Annotated in this window: 18 protein-coding genes; 8 read left to right on the top strand and 10 right to left on the bottom strand. The window is 45.2% G+C overall.

Features of this window, described 5'->3' with window-relative positions; genetic code table 11:
- Positions 1-9 precede the first annotated feature (9 nt).
- Genes AC27G9_RS11230 through AC27G9_RS11220 form a run of 3 tightly spaced genes read right to left on the bottom strand, consistent with a single transcriptional unit; the run spans position 10 to position 1,117 of the window.
- Positions 10-300 carry a BufA1 family periplasmic bufferin-type metallophore gene (locus AC27G9_RS11230; protein ID WP_487074175.1) on the bottom strand — a complete coding sequence of 97 codons (291 nt, stop codon included), beginning with the start codon at positions 298-300 and terminating at the stop codon, positions 10-12.
- A gap of 10 nt (positions 301-310) precedes the next feature.
- Entirely contained in the window at positions 311-637 is a 327-nt protein-coding gene (locus tag AC27G9_RS11225) for a thioredoxin family protein (RefSeq protein ID WP_487074173.1), read from the bottom strand.
- Positions 638-1,117 carry a YHS domain-containing (seleno)protein gene (locus AC27G9_RS11220; RefSeq protein WP_487074171.1) on the bottom strand — a complete coding sequence of 160 codons (480 nt, stop codon included), beginning with the start codon at positions 1,115-1,117 and terminating at the stop codon, positions 638-640. It abuts the gene before it with no gap.
- Between the two features lie 161 nt (positions 1,118-1,278).
- On the opposite strand from AC27G9_RS11220, the gene AC27G9_RS11215 reads away from it, so the two are divergent.
- The gene (locus AC27G9_RS11215; protein ID WP_487074169.1) at positions 1,279-2,106 is read left to right on the top strand and encodes an AraC family transcriptional regulator; all 828 of its coding nucleotides are present in this window, start codon (positions 1,279-1,281) and stop codon (positions 2,104-2,106) included.
- 10 nt (positions 2,107-2,116) lie between these two features.
- Here the strand turns inward: AC27G9_RS11215 and AC27G9_RS11210 are convergent, their stop codons facing one another.
- Positions 2,117-2,482: a response regulator gene (locus AC27G9_RS11210; RefSeq protein WP_487074167.1), complete on the bottom strand. Its 366-nt coding sequence runs from the start codon at positions 2,480-2,482 to the stop codon at positions 2,117-2,119.
- A gap of 197 nt (positions 2,483-2,679) precedes the next feature.
- On the opposite strand from AC27G9_RS11210, the gene aceK reads away from it, so the two are divergent.
- Positions 2,680-4,404 (top strand): bifunctional isocitrate dehydrogenase kinase/phosphatase, encoded by a 1,725-nt coding sequence (gene aceK / locus AC27G9_RS11205; protein ID WP_487074165.1) that lies wholly within the window; start codon positions 2,680-2,682, stop codon positions 4,402-4,404.
- Positions 4,405-4,488: 84 nt separating this feature from the next.
- Here aceK and AC27G9_RS11200 read toward each other — a convergent pair whose 3' ends face one another.
- The 3 genes from AC27G9_RS11200 to AC27G9_RS11190 form a co-directional block, all read right to left on the bottom strand.
- The gene (locus tag AC27G9_RS11200; RefSeq protein ID WP_487074163.1) at positions 4,489-4,818 is read right to left on the bottom strand and encodes a DUF3718 domain-containing protein; all 330 of its coding nucleotides are present in this window, start codon (positions 4,816-4,818) and stop codon (positions 4,489-4,491) included.
- Positions 4,819-5,029: 211 nt separating this feature from the next.
- The gene (locus AC27G9_RS11195) at positions 5,030-5,566 is read right to left on the bottom strand and encodes a DUF3833 domain-containing protein (protein ID WP_487074161.1); all 537 of its coding nucleotides are present in this window, start codon (positions 5,564-5,566) and stop codon (positions 5,030-5,032) included.
- Complete coding sequence (locus tag AC27G9_RS11190) at positions 5,563-6,087, bottom strand: chalcone isomerase family protein (protein WP_487074159.1); 525 nt, start codon at positions 6,085-6,087, stop codon at positions 5,563-5,565. Before AC27G9_RS11190 ends, AC27G9_RS11195 begins: the two co-directional genes overlap by 4 nt.
- 413 nt (positions 6,088-6,500) lie before the next feature.
- On the opposite strand from AC27G9_RS11190, the gene AC27G9_RS11185 reads away from it, so the two are divergent.
- The 3 genes from AC27G9_RS11185 (at position 6,501) to nspC (ending at position 9,944) form a co-directional block, all read left to right on the top strand.
- Positions 6,501-7,388, top strand: a complete 888-nt coding sequence (locus tag AC27G9_RS11185; protein ID WP_487074677.1) for a 1-aminocyclopropane-1-carboxylate deaminase/D-cysteine desulfhydrase — start codon at positions 6,501-6,503, stop codon at positions 7,386-7,388.
- A gap of 198 nt (positions 7,389-7,586) precedes the next feature.
- Positions 7,587-8,789, top strand: a complete 1,203-nt coding sequence (locus tag AC27G9_RS11180) for a saccharopine dehydrogenase family protein (RefSeq protein ID WP_487074157.1) — start codon at positions 7,587-7,589, stop codon at positions 8,787-8,789.
- A gap of 18 nt (positions 8,790-8,807) precedes the next feature.
- Positions 8,808-9,944: a carboxynorspermidine decarboxylase gene (gene nspC / locus AC27G9_RS11175; protein WP_487074155.1), complete on the top strand. Its 1,137-nt coding sequence runs from the start codon at positions 8,808-8,810 to the stop codon at positions 9,942-9,944.
- Here nspC and AC27G9_RS11170 read toward each other — a convergent pair.
- The 3 genes from AC27G9_RS11170 to rsmI all read right to left on the bottom strand — a co-directional run bounded on the left by AC27G9_RS11170 (position 9,941) and on the right by rsmI (position 13,448).
- Complete coding sequence (locus AC27G9_RS11170; protein WP_487074153.1) at positions 9,941-11,071, bottom strand: ATP-binding protein; 1,131 nt, start codon at positions 11,069-11,071, stop codon at positions 9,941-9,943. The genes nspC and AC27G9_RS11170 overlap by 4 nt on opposite strands.
- 143 nt (positions 11,072-11,214) lie before the next feature.
- The gene (locus AC27G9_RS11165; RefSeq protein WP_487074151.1) at positions 11,215-12,585 is read right to left on the bottom strand and encodes a M20/M25/M40 family metallo-hydrolase; all 1,371 of its coding nucleotides are present in this window, start codon (positions 12,583-12,585) and stop codon (positions 11,215-11,217) included.
- Positions 12,586-12,608: 23 nt separating this feature from the next.
- Positions 12,609-13,448: a 16S rRNA (cytidine(1402)-2'-O)-methyltransferase gene (gene rsmI / locus AC27G9_RS11160; RefSeq protein WP_487074675.1), complete on the bottom strand. Its 840-nt coding sequence runs from the start codon at positions 13,446-13,448 to the stop codon at positions 12,609-12,611.
- Positions 13,449-13,583: 135 nt separating this feature from the next.
- Between rsmI and AC27G9_RS11155 the strand changes: the two genes are divergently transcribed.
- Genes AC27G9_RS11155 through AC27G9_RS11145 form a run of 3 tightly spaced genes read left to right on the top strand, consistent with a single transcriptional unit; the run spans position 13,584 to position 16,439 of the window.
- A complete protein-coding gene (locus tag AC27G9_RS11155) occupies positions 13,584-15,476 on the top strand; it encodes a penicillin-binding protein activator (RefSeq protein WP_487074149.1) in 1,893 nt (630 codons plus the stop codon).
- Between the two features lie 2 nt (positions 15,477-15,478).
- The gene (locus tag AC27G9_RS11150; RefSeq protein WP_487074147.1) at positions 15,479-15,814 is read left to right on the top strand and encodes a YraN family protein; all 336 of its coding nucleotides are present in this window, start codon (positions 15,479-15,481) and stop codon (positions 15,812-15,814) included.
- Between the two features lie 25 nt (positions 15,815-15,839).
- Positions 15,840-16,439, top strand: coding sequence for a phosphoheptose isomerase (locus tag AC27G9_RS11145; RefSeq protein ID WP_487074145.1), 600 nt, complete (start codon positions 15,840-15,842; stop codon positions 16,437-16,439).
- Positions 16,440-16,442 lie beyond the last annotated feature (3 nt).

Raw genomic sequence — 16,442 nt, 5'->3', positions numbered from 1 at the left:
TGCTTACGACTAACCGTTGTTCTTTTGCTGCTCTTGATAGCGTTTTTTCGCTTCTTTTTTCAGCATACCGCCCAAGGATTCACAGGTGCCTTTAGCAACCAGTTTCCATTCGCCTGGATCATTGTCGACAGTCGACTGGCCGGCGCATGAGTGGGTTCCTGCTAGGTTGCCACAGTCATTTTGACCGGCGGCTGAAATGCCATAGCACTTCTCTTTTCCCGCTGCATGGACTGGCGATGAAGCGATTGTTGCTACTGCCATCGTTAAAGCTGCTGCCGCAACGCGTTGTTTATTGTTCATCAGATTTTCCTCATTGGTTAATAAACAAATGTTTGTGCTGCTCAAACCAGCGGTTGAGTTCTTCAGGGTGTTTAAAGCCACTTGTTCGCTCAACCGCGTTACCATTGACGGTAATGACCAAACTCGGCACCGCTCGCACTTGGTGCTTGAGTGCTAAGTTACTTGAGTCATCCACATCCACTGGCCGCACATTTACTGTAGATTTATTGGCGTCGATAAAAGACGCCATCACAGGATTAAAGTACTTACACGGACCGCACCACTTCGCAGAGAACCAGAGCAATTCGACGCCGGTTGCCTCCTGTTCCAATAGCGCAGTCTCATGTTGAATAGTCACTTATTCGTCCTCTGCGTTCGCTTCTTCTACTGACAAGTTTTCAATGCCATCCCAAACGCGGTACGCCGTTTTCAGGTTGCTAGGCACATCTTCTAGCCATTTCTTTTGCACTGCGCTGTTTAAGTTGAGATAAAGCTTGTCATCAGTGATGTAAAACGCTGCAGGATCGACATCTAGTTTTTTGTCTAGCGCCACACCCATCGCACAGAACCCACCAAACTGAGGCGCGTACTTGTCCGTATTCGCTTTGAAAAGATCGCGGTTCTTCGCACTTGAGAAACGATAAATGGCGCCATCATGTACAGCGGTAAACTGCTCTTGACCTTTTACTGGCTTGGCTTGCGTGAAGTAAGCAACAGGGTCGTAACCGTGAATGGCAACATCGTTAACACCTGTGTTAACCGAAGATGCAAATGAAAAAGAACTAAAAAGTATTGCGGCTGCAACGCTAGCAAATTTAAATGTTTTACCTAGTTTCATAATCAAATCCTTACCTTTATTGAGATTTAACTGTTAGAGTTTCGAATGTAAGCGGTCTAATACTTGGCTACCGCTCATGTGGTAAAGATTAAGAGGATTTCGGTGAAGGAAATTAACCAATCCGCCAGAAAAAACGGCCAATCATCCAAATAGAGAGAAAAATGGACCCATTAAGTGTGTTATTGCAGGACCTTGACCTTCACGCCAAAGTCTTTTTTAGTGGTGGAATTTGTGGGTTACAACACTTTGAACACAATGAACAAGAAGCCCATATCCATTTTTTAAAGTCAGGTTGCATGAACCTAGAGACTGAATCTGGTCACAAAGTGATGGTAGATAGACCCAGTGTCATATTTATCCCTAGCGGTCATCGTCATAAGATTCACATACCAGAGTTTCACGATTGCGAATTGGTTTGTGCGACTATCAAATTTAAACCACACCAGAAACGCATATTAGTAGACAACCTGCCTAAGTTTCTGATCATCAGCGTTGATGAAACGCCGCTTTTACATACCGCAACACAATGGATATTCAATGAAGCTTTCGGTCAAGAAGACGGCCGAGAAGTGATGATTGACAGGCTGTGCGATGTTTTCATGCTCTATTTGCTACGCTATGTGGTAACCCAAAATATCTTGTCGCTATCTGAGATAGCCGCTCACTCTCACCCGCAATTAAACTCGGTGATTACGCACATCAATAACGAATACAACCAGTATTGGTCAGTCGATAAAATGGCAGAGACTGCGGCTATGTCTCGCTCTAAATTCTCTGCGTTGTTTAAAGACACACTTGGGCAAGCGCCAATGGATTACTTGACCGAGCTACGAATCGATAAAGCCAAATCGATGTTAATGCTCGGCCGCCCTATCACCATGGTCGCGGAGCAAGTCGGTTATGAAGACGCATCGTCACTGTCTAGAGTGTTTAAAAAACGGTTGGGACAAACGCCTAGGGATTGGCTAAAGCAAGTGAAAAATCAGTAAGCTCAAAATCTTAATACAAGCCATAACGATTGAGTATGCTTGATAAGTGCCCTGAATTAATTGGCTTGGCAATAAAGTCCAATGCGCCTAAACCCATTGCTCTTTCGCGCATTTGCGGCTGAATATCACCAGATATCACGATGACAAAGACTTCCAACGACAGGCGTTTTATCTCTTCTAACACGCCAATGCCGTCCAATACCGGCATCGTCAAATCCAAAAGGAGTAATTGAATCCGGTGCTCTTGAAGCAGTGATAGAGCTTGCTGCCCATTCTCCGCTTGATACAAGCTACCAACAAAGTTTTCAGGCAAGCTTCGCTTTGCCATTTTTCTTGCCAGTGATGAGTCATCACAAATTAGTACCGAGAAGTCCACAGGGAATTTCCTATTGTTATTATCTGAATCATTTGTGCTGTCTAACGACTAATGATCCATGTTCCAAAGACAACCGAGTTATACCCTACCCCATCACAGTGCAATTTTGAACCACTACCTTAGACTATAGTTTCATGCCAAATAGCCACTTTTCTCGTCATTTTGCCGCCTTTTGTATGATAATGTAGAGAAAAAACATGAGAGCATTTATGGTAGATACCCTACTCGCCAAAAAAGTGGCTTATCAGATTATCAGTGGCTTTGATAAAAGTTTCCGCTGGTTTAGTCGCATTACCAAAGGCGCGCAACAACGTTTTGAAGAAGGATTGTGGGCCGCAACACACCAAGCGACACGTGAACGTATCACCATTTACGAGCAGAGTTTGTCTGACGTTGTCGCTGATATATATCACCAAATAGAGGTCCACCAGCAAGACGATCAGTTTTGGATAGCCATGAAGCAGGCATATTCTGTTCTGCTAAACGGCCATCCTCAATTCGAACTAGCCGAGACGTTTTATAATTCTGTTATTGGGCGGGTTTTTAGACATAAAAAAATCGACAATGCATTGATGTTTGTGCAACCGAATCAATGCTTTTTGCCAGGCCGAGACAGAGAAAAGGTCATCCACAGTTTTGACCCGACAACTACCGTCAGGCAAATGTATGAATCCATTTTTAAGGTTTACCGCTTCACCATTCCATTTGAGGATAGAGAGCGAGACATGCAAAACCTTGATGACGCTCTGAGACAAAGGTTAGCGCAATCTCAATTGGAAAGCGTGACCGCTGTGGAAATTCTCAAATCCGTGTTTTTCCGAGGCAAGGCTGCTTACCTCATCGGCAGAATATGTATGCCGAATCACACCATGCCTTTTGTCATTGCTTTGCAAACCAACGAAAAGCAAGCGCTATTTGTAGACGCCCTGCTTACCGACCGCAAGGACTTGAGTGTGATATTCGGTTTTGCTCGTTCTTACTTTATGGCCGATACTCACCACCCAGCGGAAGTCGCGGCGTTTTTGCAAGAACTATTACCGAACAAGAAACACTTCGAACTCTATATGGCACTGGGGTTTTACAAACATGGTAAAACGGTATTCTATCGCAATTTTATCGACCATTTAGATGCCTCAACTGACCAATTTGAAGCAGCGCCAGGTATTCGAGGGTTGGTAATGGCTGTGTTCCACTTACCTTCATATGGGGTTGTCTTCAAAATCATTAAAGATGAGTTTGCCGAGAGTAAAAAGATTACCCGCGAACACGTCAAAGACAGGTATCGTTTGGTCAAAATGTCTGACCGTGTGGGCAGAATGGCGGATACCCATGAATACGTTAATTTTCGCTTACCTTTAGAGCGCGTCTCTACAGAACTGCTAGACGAGCTTCAGCAAGTCTGTGCGTCAAGTTTGGTCATCACTGAACACGAGTTGATCATCAAACACTTATACATAGAGAGAAAAATGACGCCACTGAATCTCTACCTTCAACAAGAAGACGATGAAACTAAACTCCGCAGTGCTATCAATGAACTCGGCCTGTGCATCAAACAAATTGCTTTAGCCAATATTTTTCCTGGCGACATGCTGCATAAGAACTTTGGGATAACTAAACACGGGCGGGTCATTTTCTATGATTACGACGAAATTTGTTATATGAATGAACGCAATTTTCGCGAATTGCCCAAGTCTGATGATCCCTACGCTATCGATACCTTGTCAGTTGCACCAAACGATGTTTTCCCCGAACAGTTTGAGCACTTTATTGTCGGAAAAAAAGTATTTAAGGATATGTTGAAAAGCCTTCACGGTGATTTGATGACGCCCCAATATTGGCGAGAGTTGCAAAAGGTTGCAGCGAGCGGTGAGATTCAGCATTTCACCCCCTACAACGAGGCGATGAGACTACCTAGGAATTAAAAAAAGCCCCCACAACGCAGTGCGTGTGGGGGAAGAAGACTCATATGTCCAGGGGAGACAAATGAATGAGTAGCGTCTAGTGACTTAGTAAGCAACTTTTGCGACTACGTCTTTCGGCTCATATCGGCCACTAGTGATGTATTCATTTACTGAGACAACGTTTGCGCCGTATTGTTCAACGAACTCTACAAGAGGCATATCGTTACAAGTGACGTTGTTGGCAACGTATTGCTTGCTTAGACCCGAATGTTCAACTGCATTACGCACTTGTGAACGACTGCCTTTTGCTGCTGCTTCACAAATTTTCGATGTGGCGAAATCGTCCGCTGCTTCAATTTCAGTTTGAGCCGAAACTGTTGCTGCAAGAGCGAAAGATGTACCTAAGATTACCGCTAGTTTATTCAAAGTTTTCATTGCACCGTTTCCTTTTTGGGGGAGAGAAAATGTCAGTTGCTATAACATAATCAACTGCTGTACCAACTTTGAAAAAACTTTAATTATCAATAATTTATTAAAATACAAACGCCATCACACTCATGCATGATGGCTTTTTTGATTAACTAGCTTAGCGGATTTGACTAACATTTAGTCAAATTAAACTTTAGTATAAGTTTTGGGGTGTTTGTCATGATTCTCGCTGCATGAAAATGGTCACCTCAGCCATCACCAAACCAAACTTTTTGATGTAAGAGCGATTCATCATGGTATTTTCATCCATGGCGAAAAACCAATCGTCAAATGCAACTCGATAGGTCGTGTCGTCGACGGGTAGATCCATTTCGTAAGAGAAGTTAAAGGCATTACCGTGCGCTATTCCTGTCGCTGGCGATTCGATATCACTCGCCTTTCCCGAATAAATGCCATCAGAAACCTGCGTAATCGTCCAAGTTCTTTCTTTGGGTCCATCACCCAAGCCGTATTTGAACGTTTCATCCAACACCAATGTCGCACCGTCGTATCGGCCTTTTATGACGACTTCGAAACGTTGCACAACTTCCCCCGAGCGGTTTTGCACTATACCCCATGCCCTCACGTTACCGTCAAAAAACTGGGTTATGTTGAATTCTGGCGTCTGGCTTTCATAATCATCCCCCGATAGAGAAACCGAGCACCCAGATAGTAAAAAAGCCATAAAGGCTAGTAAAAGAATTCGTTGTATCATTGAGATATTCCTTTCAGTAGTTTGGCTCTGAAATTGGGTTCTGACGTATTCTTTCCGAGCCAAATATCAAAGAAGCGTTGGGTGAATTCAGGGTCATCAATCACGCCTATTTTTTCGGCGTTAAAGTAAAAGTGGCTAACACTATTGTTGTCTGCAATTCCTGTAATAATTTGTTCCTCGCTAACATCGGGGAACATCGCCTTCATCTGTCTTTCCCAACGATTGAGTTTGTCATCGTCGTCGGCACCTTGTTTTCGCATCTCTTCAATTGAACGTTCGGCTATGGCATCACCATCTAAATCGCGTAAATAAGTTAATTCCAAGGCAAACGGCGGAGTAAGGTCTTCAGAAGCTTTTGCCGTGTATAGTGCGGCATCATAAACATCCCAAAACAAAAAACTAAAACGCGCCTCACCGACTTTTTGTGGTGCTTCGACATAATTTGATATCACATCGAGATCTGCCATCACATAAGGTGAAAAGCTAGTTGCCAACGCGATAGCATAGACGATTTTTTTCATGACTGATTCCTGGCTAGGTATAGTGCTTATACCCCGTTTCTATAAACAATGATCAACTCCATACAAATTGGTGGGTGATATCAATTGGTAAAGATAAATGATCGTTTTACGTCATCATTCAACCTAGATGGCAAGGCACGTCTACAAAGCTTAAATTGTCGTAAAAAAATAGTATTAACACAGCCAAATAGCTCGAAGACCACATTTAGTCGAAGAGTGAACAGGCGTTTGACTTTGTGTAGCCCCGTTCAATAAGGCGATAAACGTTACCGCAAAGCTACACCGTAATTTTGCGTCCAATACGCTATCTGTAGCGATCATTTATGTTTTCAGATGGGCATTATCAGTTCTCAGCCTCCGTGCCCCCTGTTAAACTTCAAATGTATTCAGAACTTCAGAATAAATCGATAGACATGACAGAAAGCCAGGCTATGAGCTCGCTGGTTATCCCTTCTCCTTTGCAGAAGATAACCCCAGATTGGCGAGGAGTTGAAAAGCTAAAACTTTACGTAAAAAGAGACGATGACATTCATCCTGTAGTTTCGGGAAACAAATACAGAAAGCTCAAAAGCACATTGACTCAACTCGCTTTTCAGCCACAGCCCGTTGTGAGTTTTGGCGGAGGTTTCTCTAACCATATTCATGCATTAGCATACTGTTGCCAAGCCCTGAATTGTCCATTCACCGCAATTATTCGTGGCCACTATCCCTCTCTCACTCCCATGTTGAATGACATTAAAAGATGGGGCGCCGATATCCAATTCGTTGACAAAAAAACCTATCAACAGCGGCATAACAACCACTACTTAGCCGAACTTCAGACTGCGTATCCCGGAGCATTGATTATTCCAGAGGGAGGCAGCCAGCAAAGTGCACTAGACGGAATTCGGGATATGATGGATGAAATCAATGTCGATTTCGACATTATTGCGGCTCCAGTAGCCAGCGGAGCAACGATGGCAGGCATCGTATCTTCGTTGAGCCAACAGCAACGTGCCATTGGAATTGGAGTGTTAAAAGGACACGACTATCTCACAGAATTAGTTTCTCAGTTCCTTGGCGTTCAACCAACAGCACCATGGACAGTAGATGGACGCTTCCACCACGGAGGCTATGCCAAAAAAACGCCAGAGTTAAGTGCATTTTGCGATCAATTCCACGCTCAAACCAATATTGCTTTAGAGCCTGTGTATTCGGGAAAGCTGTTTTATGCGCTCAAATTTATGGTTGAGCATGAGGAATTTGCTGCAGGTAGTACAATTGTAGCCGTTCACACTGGTGGTTTGCAGGGTTCGAGGTAGTGCCCAGTTTACAATAGCCAATACGGATGGATTTTAGGGTGTGTTCTCGACGCTAGACGCTATCTGTGTTCGTCATCTATAGTAAACCAAAATGCTAACTGATTTCATTCATAGAGCTATTAACAAGGCTTGCCAATTTGTCGATGTCTGCTAGCATTCAGCCAAAATTTATAATCACCCCCAAGGGATGAAACAATCATGTCTAAAGTTTTAATTATTGGTGCCGGTGGCGTCTCGACAGTTACAGTAAAAAAGTGTGCTCGTTTGCCCGAGCACTTTGATGAAATTTATCTCGCTAGCCGCACGGTATCAAAGTGCGAAGCATTGCAAGCTGAAGTCGGCGCGGATCGCGTCAAAGCGGTTTTTGCTGTGGACGCAGACAACGCATCAGAAGTAGAAGCGCTAATCAATCAAGTGAAACCGGATCTCGTCGTCAACTTGGCGCTACCCTACCAAGACTTGCCAATTATGGATGCGTGTTTAGCAACAGGTACTGACTATCTAGATACCGCTAACTACGAGCCAAAAGACGAAGCAAAATTCGAATACTCGTGGCAATGGGCTTACCAAGAACGTTTCAAAGAAAAAGGCATAATGGCACTACTTGGCAGTGGTTTTGATCCGGGTGTAACCAATGTCTACACCGCGTATGCAGCCAAGCACTATTTCGATGAAATTCACTATTTGGACATCGTCGACTGTAATGGTGGCGATCACGGTCAAGCTTTCGCAACGAACTTCAACCCTGAAATCAATATTCGTGAAATCACACAACGCGGTCGATTCTGGGAAAATGGTGAATGGAAAGAAACTGATCCATTGAGTGTACGTGAAGATCTTCACTACCAAAATATCGGTGAACGTGCATCATACCTGATGTTTCACGAAGAGCTCGAGTCATTGGTTAAGCATTTCCCTACGCTAAAACGCGCCCGTTTCTGGATGACTTTCGGCGATGCTTACCTCAATCACCTTCGTGTACTTGAAGGCATTGGCATGACTAGCATCGAACCTGTCGAATTCCAAGGTCAGCAAATCGTGCCATTGGAATTCTTAAAAGCCGTATTGCCAAACCCGGGGTCTCTTGCTGAGGGTTACACAGGCATGACGTGCATCGGTACCTACATCACAGGTATCAAGGACGGTAAGGAAAAAACCATTTTCATCTATAACAACTGCGATCACGCCGTTTGCAATGAAGAAGTTGGCGCGCAGGCAGTATCTTATACAACAGGCGTACCAGCGATGATTGGTGCTGCACTAATGCTAAATGGCACGTGGAAGCAAGCCGGTGTTTGGAATATGGAGCAATTTGACCCTGACCCATTCATGGCGATGCTCAATGAGCACGGATTACCATGGCATGTTATTGAATGTGACCAGAGTCCATTCGCGAAATAGCAATACAGGAGACTGACATTGACCAATTTAGCTTCGCGCACTGACATTCCCTCTCCTTGTTATGTGTTGGAAGAGGAAAAACTAGTTCGCAATCTCGAACTGATGCAACGCGTCCAAGATGAGTCAGGTGCGCGCATCATTCTAGCCTTGAAAGGTTTTTCTATGTGGTCGAGTTTCGACATAGTGAAGCAATACCTACACGGCGCCACTGCGAGTTCAGTATGGGAAGCCAAATTGGCAAGTGAAATGGGCAAAGAGGTTCATGCCTATTCTCCAGCTTACAAGCCAACGGATGTTGAAGAACTAAAAGACCTCGTAAATCATATTTCGTTTAATAGTTTTGGCCAGTTACAGCGCTATCAAGCAACCTTCTCAGCAGCTGGGGTTTCAATGGGCTTGCGCATCAACCCAGAACACCAAGAAGCTGATACCCCCCTGTACGATCCTGCTGCGCCCGGTAGTCGTTTAGGGGTGAGGGCCGTAGAAATCGAAGGCCAAGATTTGACGGGATTAGAGGGGTTTCATTGTCACAACTTATGCGAATGTGATTCGTTTGCAACGGAACGCACTCTGTTAGCTATTGAAGCGCGTTTTGGCCAGTGGTTGCCTCAGTTAAAGTGGTTGAATCTCGGTGGTGGCCACCTCATGACCCGCGAAGGCTATGACGTTGACCACCTCATCAAAACGCTCGCAGACTTCAAAGCCCGACACCCGAACTTGGACGTCATCTTGGAGCCAGGTTCGGCAGTCGCCTGGCAAACAGGGCCTTTGATTGCTGAGGTCGTAGACATTGTAGAAAACGATGGTGCAATAGCGATTTTAGATATTTCCGCTACGGCACATATGCCTGATGTGTTAGAGATGCCTTACCGCCCAGCAATACTTGGGGCCGGGGACAAAGACGAAAAAGCCTTTAACTATCGCTTGGGTGGCAATTCTTGCCTAGCGGGCGATGTGATTGACACTTACAGCTTTGATACGCCCTTATCGATTGGTGATCGCATTCAATTTGAAGACATGATCCACTACACCATGGTAAAAACGACCTTCTTCAACGGTGTCGAACACCCGGCTATCGCCATATTGAGAAGAGACGGTAAGCTCGATGTCATACGACAATTCACTTACGAAGACTTTAAAGGGCGCTTATCTTAAGCGCCTTTTTTATGACCCACCGACTCTGGGTAGTGTTGTTCAATGTAACGCCTCAACCCAGGCCTCTCGATGTGGTACTCCCCTTTGGCAATTCTGCTAATCAAGTGACTCTCAGTTAGCCTCTGCAGAGCTCTTTGAATGTTTGACTGAACACCTTTGACATTAGTTTCTTTGTCTATCCTCGCCATCAAGCTTTTACTGAACGGGTTTTCACCTCGACATAGCACCAAAAAGAGTAGTCTGTCGATAGGCTTCATCTTCTGCGCCGTTCTCGGGTAATTTTCAGCCGCTTCTATTACATCAAGAATGTAGGCTTGCGCAAGCTGGACATCCTCTCGATGAATAATAATTCGCATAATCAACTTCATCATCCAATACGGAGAGCGATCTAACGCTTGAAACGCCAAATCTAACGCCAGTAGCTCACATTCGACACCGTGGTGGTCGATGAGTTTATTGCGCAAGAACAACAAAAACTGATCGTCTAAATCAGGAAAAGGGAGCGGTTCGACAAAGTGATAAAACGGGGATTGAGATTCGTTGAACAACAAATCCATATAATGACGAGAAGACCCCGTGAATACACTTTTAACCTTACCTTGCCGCTTATCCAGCATAGTCCGAAGTGCGTGAGTCAATCCATCAAATTTAGACGAAGTCGCTAAATGTTGAACCTCGTCAATTAACAATAATACCGTTTTTTGCCCTGCGAGTTCGATTAGCTTGTCCAACAACTGATCGATAGTGTTAAGTTGGGAGCTCGATGGCGCTGCGGGTGCATCTGCAAATTCCACCTCCATTTTCCCTAACAACTCATTGCTAATTGTGGTTTTTTTGACTTTGGTGTTAAGTATACGAGATAGCGTAGATTGGCTTTCCAAAGACATCACCGCTTCTTGTAACGCCTTGATTATTCCCTCATGAGGATTATTCGTGTCGTGCCATAAACTCGCGTAAACCGGCAAGTAATGGTGCTTTTGCGACAAGGGCGCAAGATCACGCAGAATAAATAGCGTTTTGCCTTTGCGACGTGGCGCAATGATCGCAAAGCTTGAAGATACACCAAGCTGCAGCACATCTAGGTAGTGCTGAGCAAGATCTCCCCTTTCATAGTGCCAACCTTCCATACTGCATCTTTTCCAAAAATACGTTAGCAATATAGTGCCAATTACTCATAATTATGCAAGGACTGCGTAATTATGAGTAATGACGTCAACGTTGACAGAATCTGTTTACTAAGAGAAAAAAAGCGGCTGTCGCCGCTTTTTAGTTACTTTCGAAAGTCTTCGTCAGTATTCGCCATTATCCAGGCAAACACCACATAAGCTGCTACGTTTTGTTGTAGCATTTTGGGGTCAATTTTATCCAATGTGTCATCTGGTGTGTGATGTAAATCGAAATAGTCTCGTCCATCTTGACGAAGTCCGACAACAGGCATACCCATATACATCAAGGGAATCAAGTCAGGACCACCTGATCCTTGGTTGTTCCCCTGAGCCACTCCCAGTGAATACAGTTCCTGTGCAAGGGTAGTAATAACGGGCAAACTGTCTTCAGACACACGAGAGGTAATTTGCCAAATAGGGCCCGCACCAAAATCCGATTCAGCGCCAATAATATGATTTTCAATTTCACCTTTGTGCGCATCAGCATAAGCTCTGGCACCGAGTAAACCGACTTCCTCGGCTCCCCAATGCACTAACCGAATAGTTCTTTTCGGTTGAATGCCCAGATCTTTAATCAATTTTGCCGCTGCAGTAGTAATCGCGATACCCGCACCATCATCAACAGCACCCGTGCCTAAATCCCAGCTATCGAGATGTCCACCAATGATGACAATTTCTTCTGGACGTTCAGACCCTTTGATATCGGCAATAATATTGCCCGACATTTGATCACCAACCGCTCTTGGCGTCATTGTCAACTTCACTTGAATGGGTTGTCCACGTTTTACGATACGCGCGATTTGGTCCGCATCTGGTGCAGAGACCGCAGCGACTGGAATTTTCTTAATATCGTCAGCATATTGCATTTGACCAGTGTGAGGAAAACGGTGGCTAGACGTCCCAATAGACTTAATTAGGATAGCCAACGCGCCTTTTGAGGCTGCGACAGAGGCTCCGTCACGTCGCAATGGAACTGAGTAACCGTAGGATGACCCGTCCTGTGTTTTACGCATATGATGACCGACATACACCACTTTACCCGCCAACGCCCCTTCGGGTAGCGCTTTAAGGGCAAATAGGTCATCTACCATTACCAACTCTGCCGTAATTCCTTCAGGAGATGTTCCCACACTGCCACCAAGTGCAGTGATAGAAAGAGGCTGAGGAAAAGGTGCGAGAATTTCTGCAGTCTCATTACCTCTCACCCAAGTCGGCATAGCGAAAGGTTCTTCACTAACGTGGCTAAATCCCAGTTCAGCCAGTGTTGCTTTCGACCAGTCTCTCGCTCTCGCTTCAGCCTCTGTGCCCGCCAAACGCGGACCAACTTCTGTTGTCAGAGACTCAACCACTTCGTATGCGAGGTCGCTCTGCAACGCTTGTGCTTTTAGCTGCCTTGCCTGTTCCAACACGGAATCAGGCACGTTGGCCAACGCAGACATAGAGATAAGCCCTAACCCAAGTACTAGCTTCTTCACTATTTTTGTTCTCCTTTCTGTCGTTATTGCTTTTGTTCAAGCCCAGCTTGATAGAGGGCATTCTTTTTCAAATCATAATGTTTAGCGACGATCGCCGCCGCTTTTTTCAGCGGCAATTCTTCGGCCAATGCGGAAAGTAGATTCATCGCCTCTAGAGGAATTCCAGTTTCTTCCAACTGTTCACCCGCGATCATCAATACAAACTCACCTTTCTGATGGGCTGGTTCAGCGGTTAGCCATGCGATGACATCATCTGCCGTGCCACTCACATAATGTTCAAATGTTTTGGTCAGCTCTTTGGCCAGTACAAGATGACGTTCGCTACCTAATTCAGTTCTGATCGTTTCAATCGTGGCTAACACGCGACGAGGTGCTTCATAGAACACACTGGTATAGGAGCGGCCTTTCAACTCCCCCAGTGCTTGGCTCAATGCCTGTTGCTTGACTGGCAGGAATCCTTCGAACTTAAATTTATCTGTCGCTAAGCCTGCGGCACTGAGCGCCGTAATGGCAGCGCACGGCCCAGGTAATGCAGTCACTTGTAAGCCCAGTGCTCGGCACTGTGACACAAGCACATAACCAGGATCTGAGATCAGAGGTGTACCCGCATCACTTATCAACGCAATGGATTCCCCTGATGCTAATTTCTGACAAAGCATTTGAGTGCGTTTTGCTTCATTGTGCTCATGCAATGACAAGGTGCGAGTATTTACACCCAAATGCTGTAACAGCTTGCCACTGTGCCTGGTATCTTCTGCCGCGATCCAATCAACATTGTGTAAAACATCGATTGCTCGTTTGGTGATGTCATCGAGATTGCCGATCGGAGTCGGTACGATGTAAAGGATGCCTGTGTCTGCCATCTGATTGCTTCTTTTCATTCAAAATATCGCGCTTTTTCGATCTTAAGGACTGAATCCGAGTTCAACCATAGATTTTCATCGGCGATACGGTACACTGCATTAGGATGCAGCCAATGTTAAATAAAGGAATTTTTCGTGCGCCAGTTTTGTTCTTCTCGCACCTTATACAGCCTTACCACCGCGGTATTTCTGCTGATACTCTCGGGTTGTGGTAGTACGCCAGCTCCCGTTGTTTCTCAACCCACGACTCAACCCGTTGTGACGACAGAACCTCAAAATTTGCCGAAAACGGGAGACGAGTGGGAAAACATAGCAAAACAAGCTTACGACGCTTCCGCATCCAGTTTTGAAGTGAACTCAGCTTTACTCAGCGCGGCAGAGGCTCACATTGGCCAAGGAAATTACCAGCGTGCCCAGCACATACTCTTAGCCTTAAAAACGAAAATCACTGACGAAAAACAGCGACAATACTACCACTTTTTAATCGTGTTGGCGTATCAAAATTCCCAACAAGTATCACCAAACGATTTATTAGCTCTGCTGCCAGTTCAGCCGCCAAGAGAAGACTTAGCGAAATCTCTGTCGATAATACGCAGCGATCTACTGTCGCGTAACCGAAATTGGTACGAGGCAGCAAATGCCTTAGTCGACTTTGCGGATGACCGTCAATCGGTGCTTCGCGTTTGGCAACTTGTTAATCAAGCTCTCAGTGAACAAGGCTCAATAACGCCGTCACCGAAGCCCAATTTGGTTCCCTACTTGTCTCTGGCCGAGATCATCAACGAGTTTGGTTTCGATGTGGCAAAACTGCGGGTTGCCATCAATGACTTCCAACAAGTTTTTACCTCACACCCGTTGGTTAGTTTTTGGCCTGAAGAAATCGAAAAAGCGGTGCTCCTGACAACGAGCTCCCCGGATGACATAGTCGTATTACTCCCTTTATCAGGCCGTTTTGCCAGCACAGGCAATACGGTAAAAGAAGGCATTCTCGCCGCTTATTTCGAGTCCAAGCAACAACAATACTCAGCACAAGAAAATGCGCTAGACACACAAATTCGTTTTATCGACACTCACGGTAAATCGATTGAGTCTATAGTGGCAGAAATTGGCGATAGCCAATGGATTATTGGCCCGCTGCTTAAACAAAATATCGAAGCACTAGTGAATCAACTCGATGGCAATCAGACAATCCTGGCGTTGAACCGCATCGATATCAAAACCGCTAACCTTCCGATGTATAACACCAACACTACGTATTTCTCTCTTGCGCCAGAAGACGAGGGCCAGCAACTGGCAGAATTGTTAAGTGAAGAAGGCATTGCAAATCCAATAATCGTTTCTGCTGACAGCCAACTTTACTCGCGAATGCACGAAGCCTTCTTAAATCGCTGGCAACAACTATCCACATTAACGCAAGGGTCTCACAAAATAACTGAAGTCAGGTTCAATGATAATGAGTCGTTGCGAGATGGTGTAACAGGGGCATTAGATGTTGCACAAAGCAATGCGCGCATCAAAGAAGTTGAAGATTTACTGACGGAAGAGCTTTACAAGATGCCGAGAAGTCGACGAGACGTTGACGCGATTGTCGTGTTTGCGTCACCCGATCACACAGAGCTGCTCAATCCTGTGGTCGAAGCAAGTGTTAGCCCATTCATTGGTAAAGATATCCCCGTATATGCCAGTTCTCGGTCAATGGATTATCAAAAAGGCCCGAACCAATGGCGTGATCTACAAAAACTGCAATTTATCGATATTCCTTGGCTGCTACCCGGTAATCCGTGGCAAAGGCTGGCCAATGAAGTGAACAGCGTTAAAGCCAACAATACGGCAAATCAATCTAGACTGTTCGCCCTCGGATTTGACGCATTTAATTTACTGCCGAAAACCAGCAATATGGCAACGCTGCCTCAACTGTCTTCTACCGGATTAACCGGCACGTTATTTATTAATAGCAACGGCGAGGTGGTGCGCATTCTGCCAAGAGGAAAGGTTAACAGTGATGGTATTGAAACCGTCGTTCAATAACCATGCGTAATATAGGTGACAAAGCCGAAGACCGCGCATTGAACTTTTTGCGTCAACAAGGGCTCCAAATTCTTGCAACGAACTACTCAAGCCGCTTTGGCGAGGTGGATATCATTGCCCTTGATAAGGAGGTTTGGGTTTGCGTAGAAGTAAAATACCGACGAAGCAATAAATACGGCGATGCAGCAGAGTTTGTCACCACCCAAAAACAATCCAGAATGATTGCTGCGTTTCAGCAGTATTTGATGGATAATGGAAGAAATCCCGCGTCGACTCCCATTCGGCTAGATGTCGTCGCGTTTAATCACGAAAACGTACAATGGCTTAAAAATATTTGAGCCTCAATAAAGACTGTAGTCCACTATGATTGAACAAATAAAAGCGAATTTTACCGAAAGTATCCAAACCAAAATAGCTGCCTCGGAGATTCTCCCAGAAGCGATTGAAAAAGCGGCCAGCATGATGGTTGAAGCGCTAATAAGAGGCAATAAGATACTAAGCTGTGGTAACGGCGGTTCTGCAGGTGATGCACAGCACTTTTCATCAGAGATGCTCAATCGATACGAGCGTGACAGACCCAGCCTACCTGCGATTGCTTTGTCCACCGATACGTCAACACTGACATCAATTGCAAACGACTATAGCTACGATGAAATATTCTCAAAGCAAGTTCGAGCTCTCGGACAACCAGGCGACATTTTACTGGCGATTTCAACCAGCGGAAACTCAAGAAATGTGATTGCGGCAATGGAAGCGGCACTGGCAAGAGACATGACAATTGTCGCTTTAACGGGGAAAGACGGTGGAGAAATGGCCGGCTTTTTGAGTGAGCACGATGTCGAAATTCGCGTGCCATCCAACAGGACTGCGCGTATTCAAGAGGTACACCTTTTGATTATTCACAACCTTTGTGAATGCATAGATGATAGTTTGTTTCCAGCTGATCACGGTGAGGATAGCTAAGTT

Source organism: Alteromonas sp. 5NS40-0096 (assembly GCF_057544385.1).
Note: the sequence above shows the minus strand (reverse complement) of the source record. Positions and strands in the feature narration are given on the sequence as shown.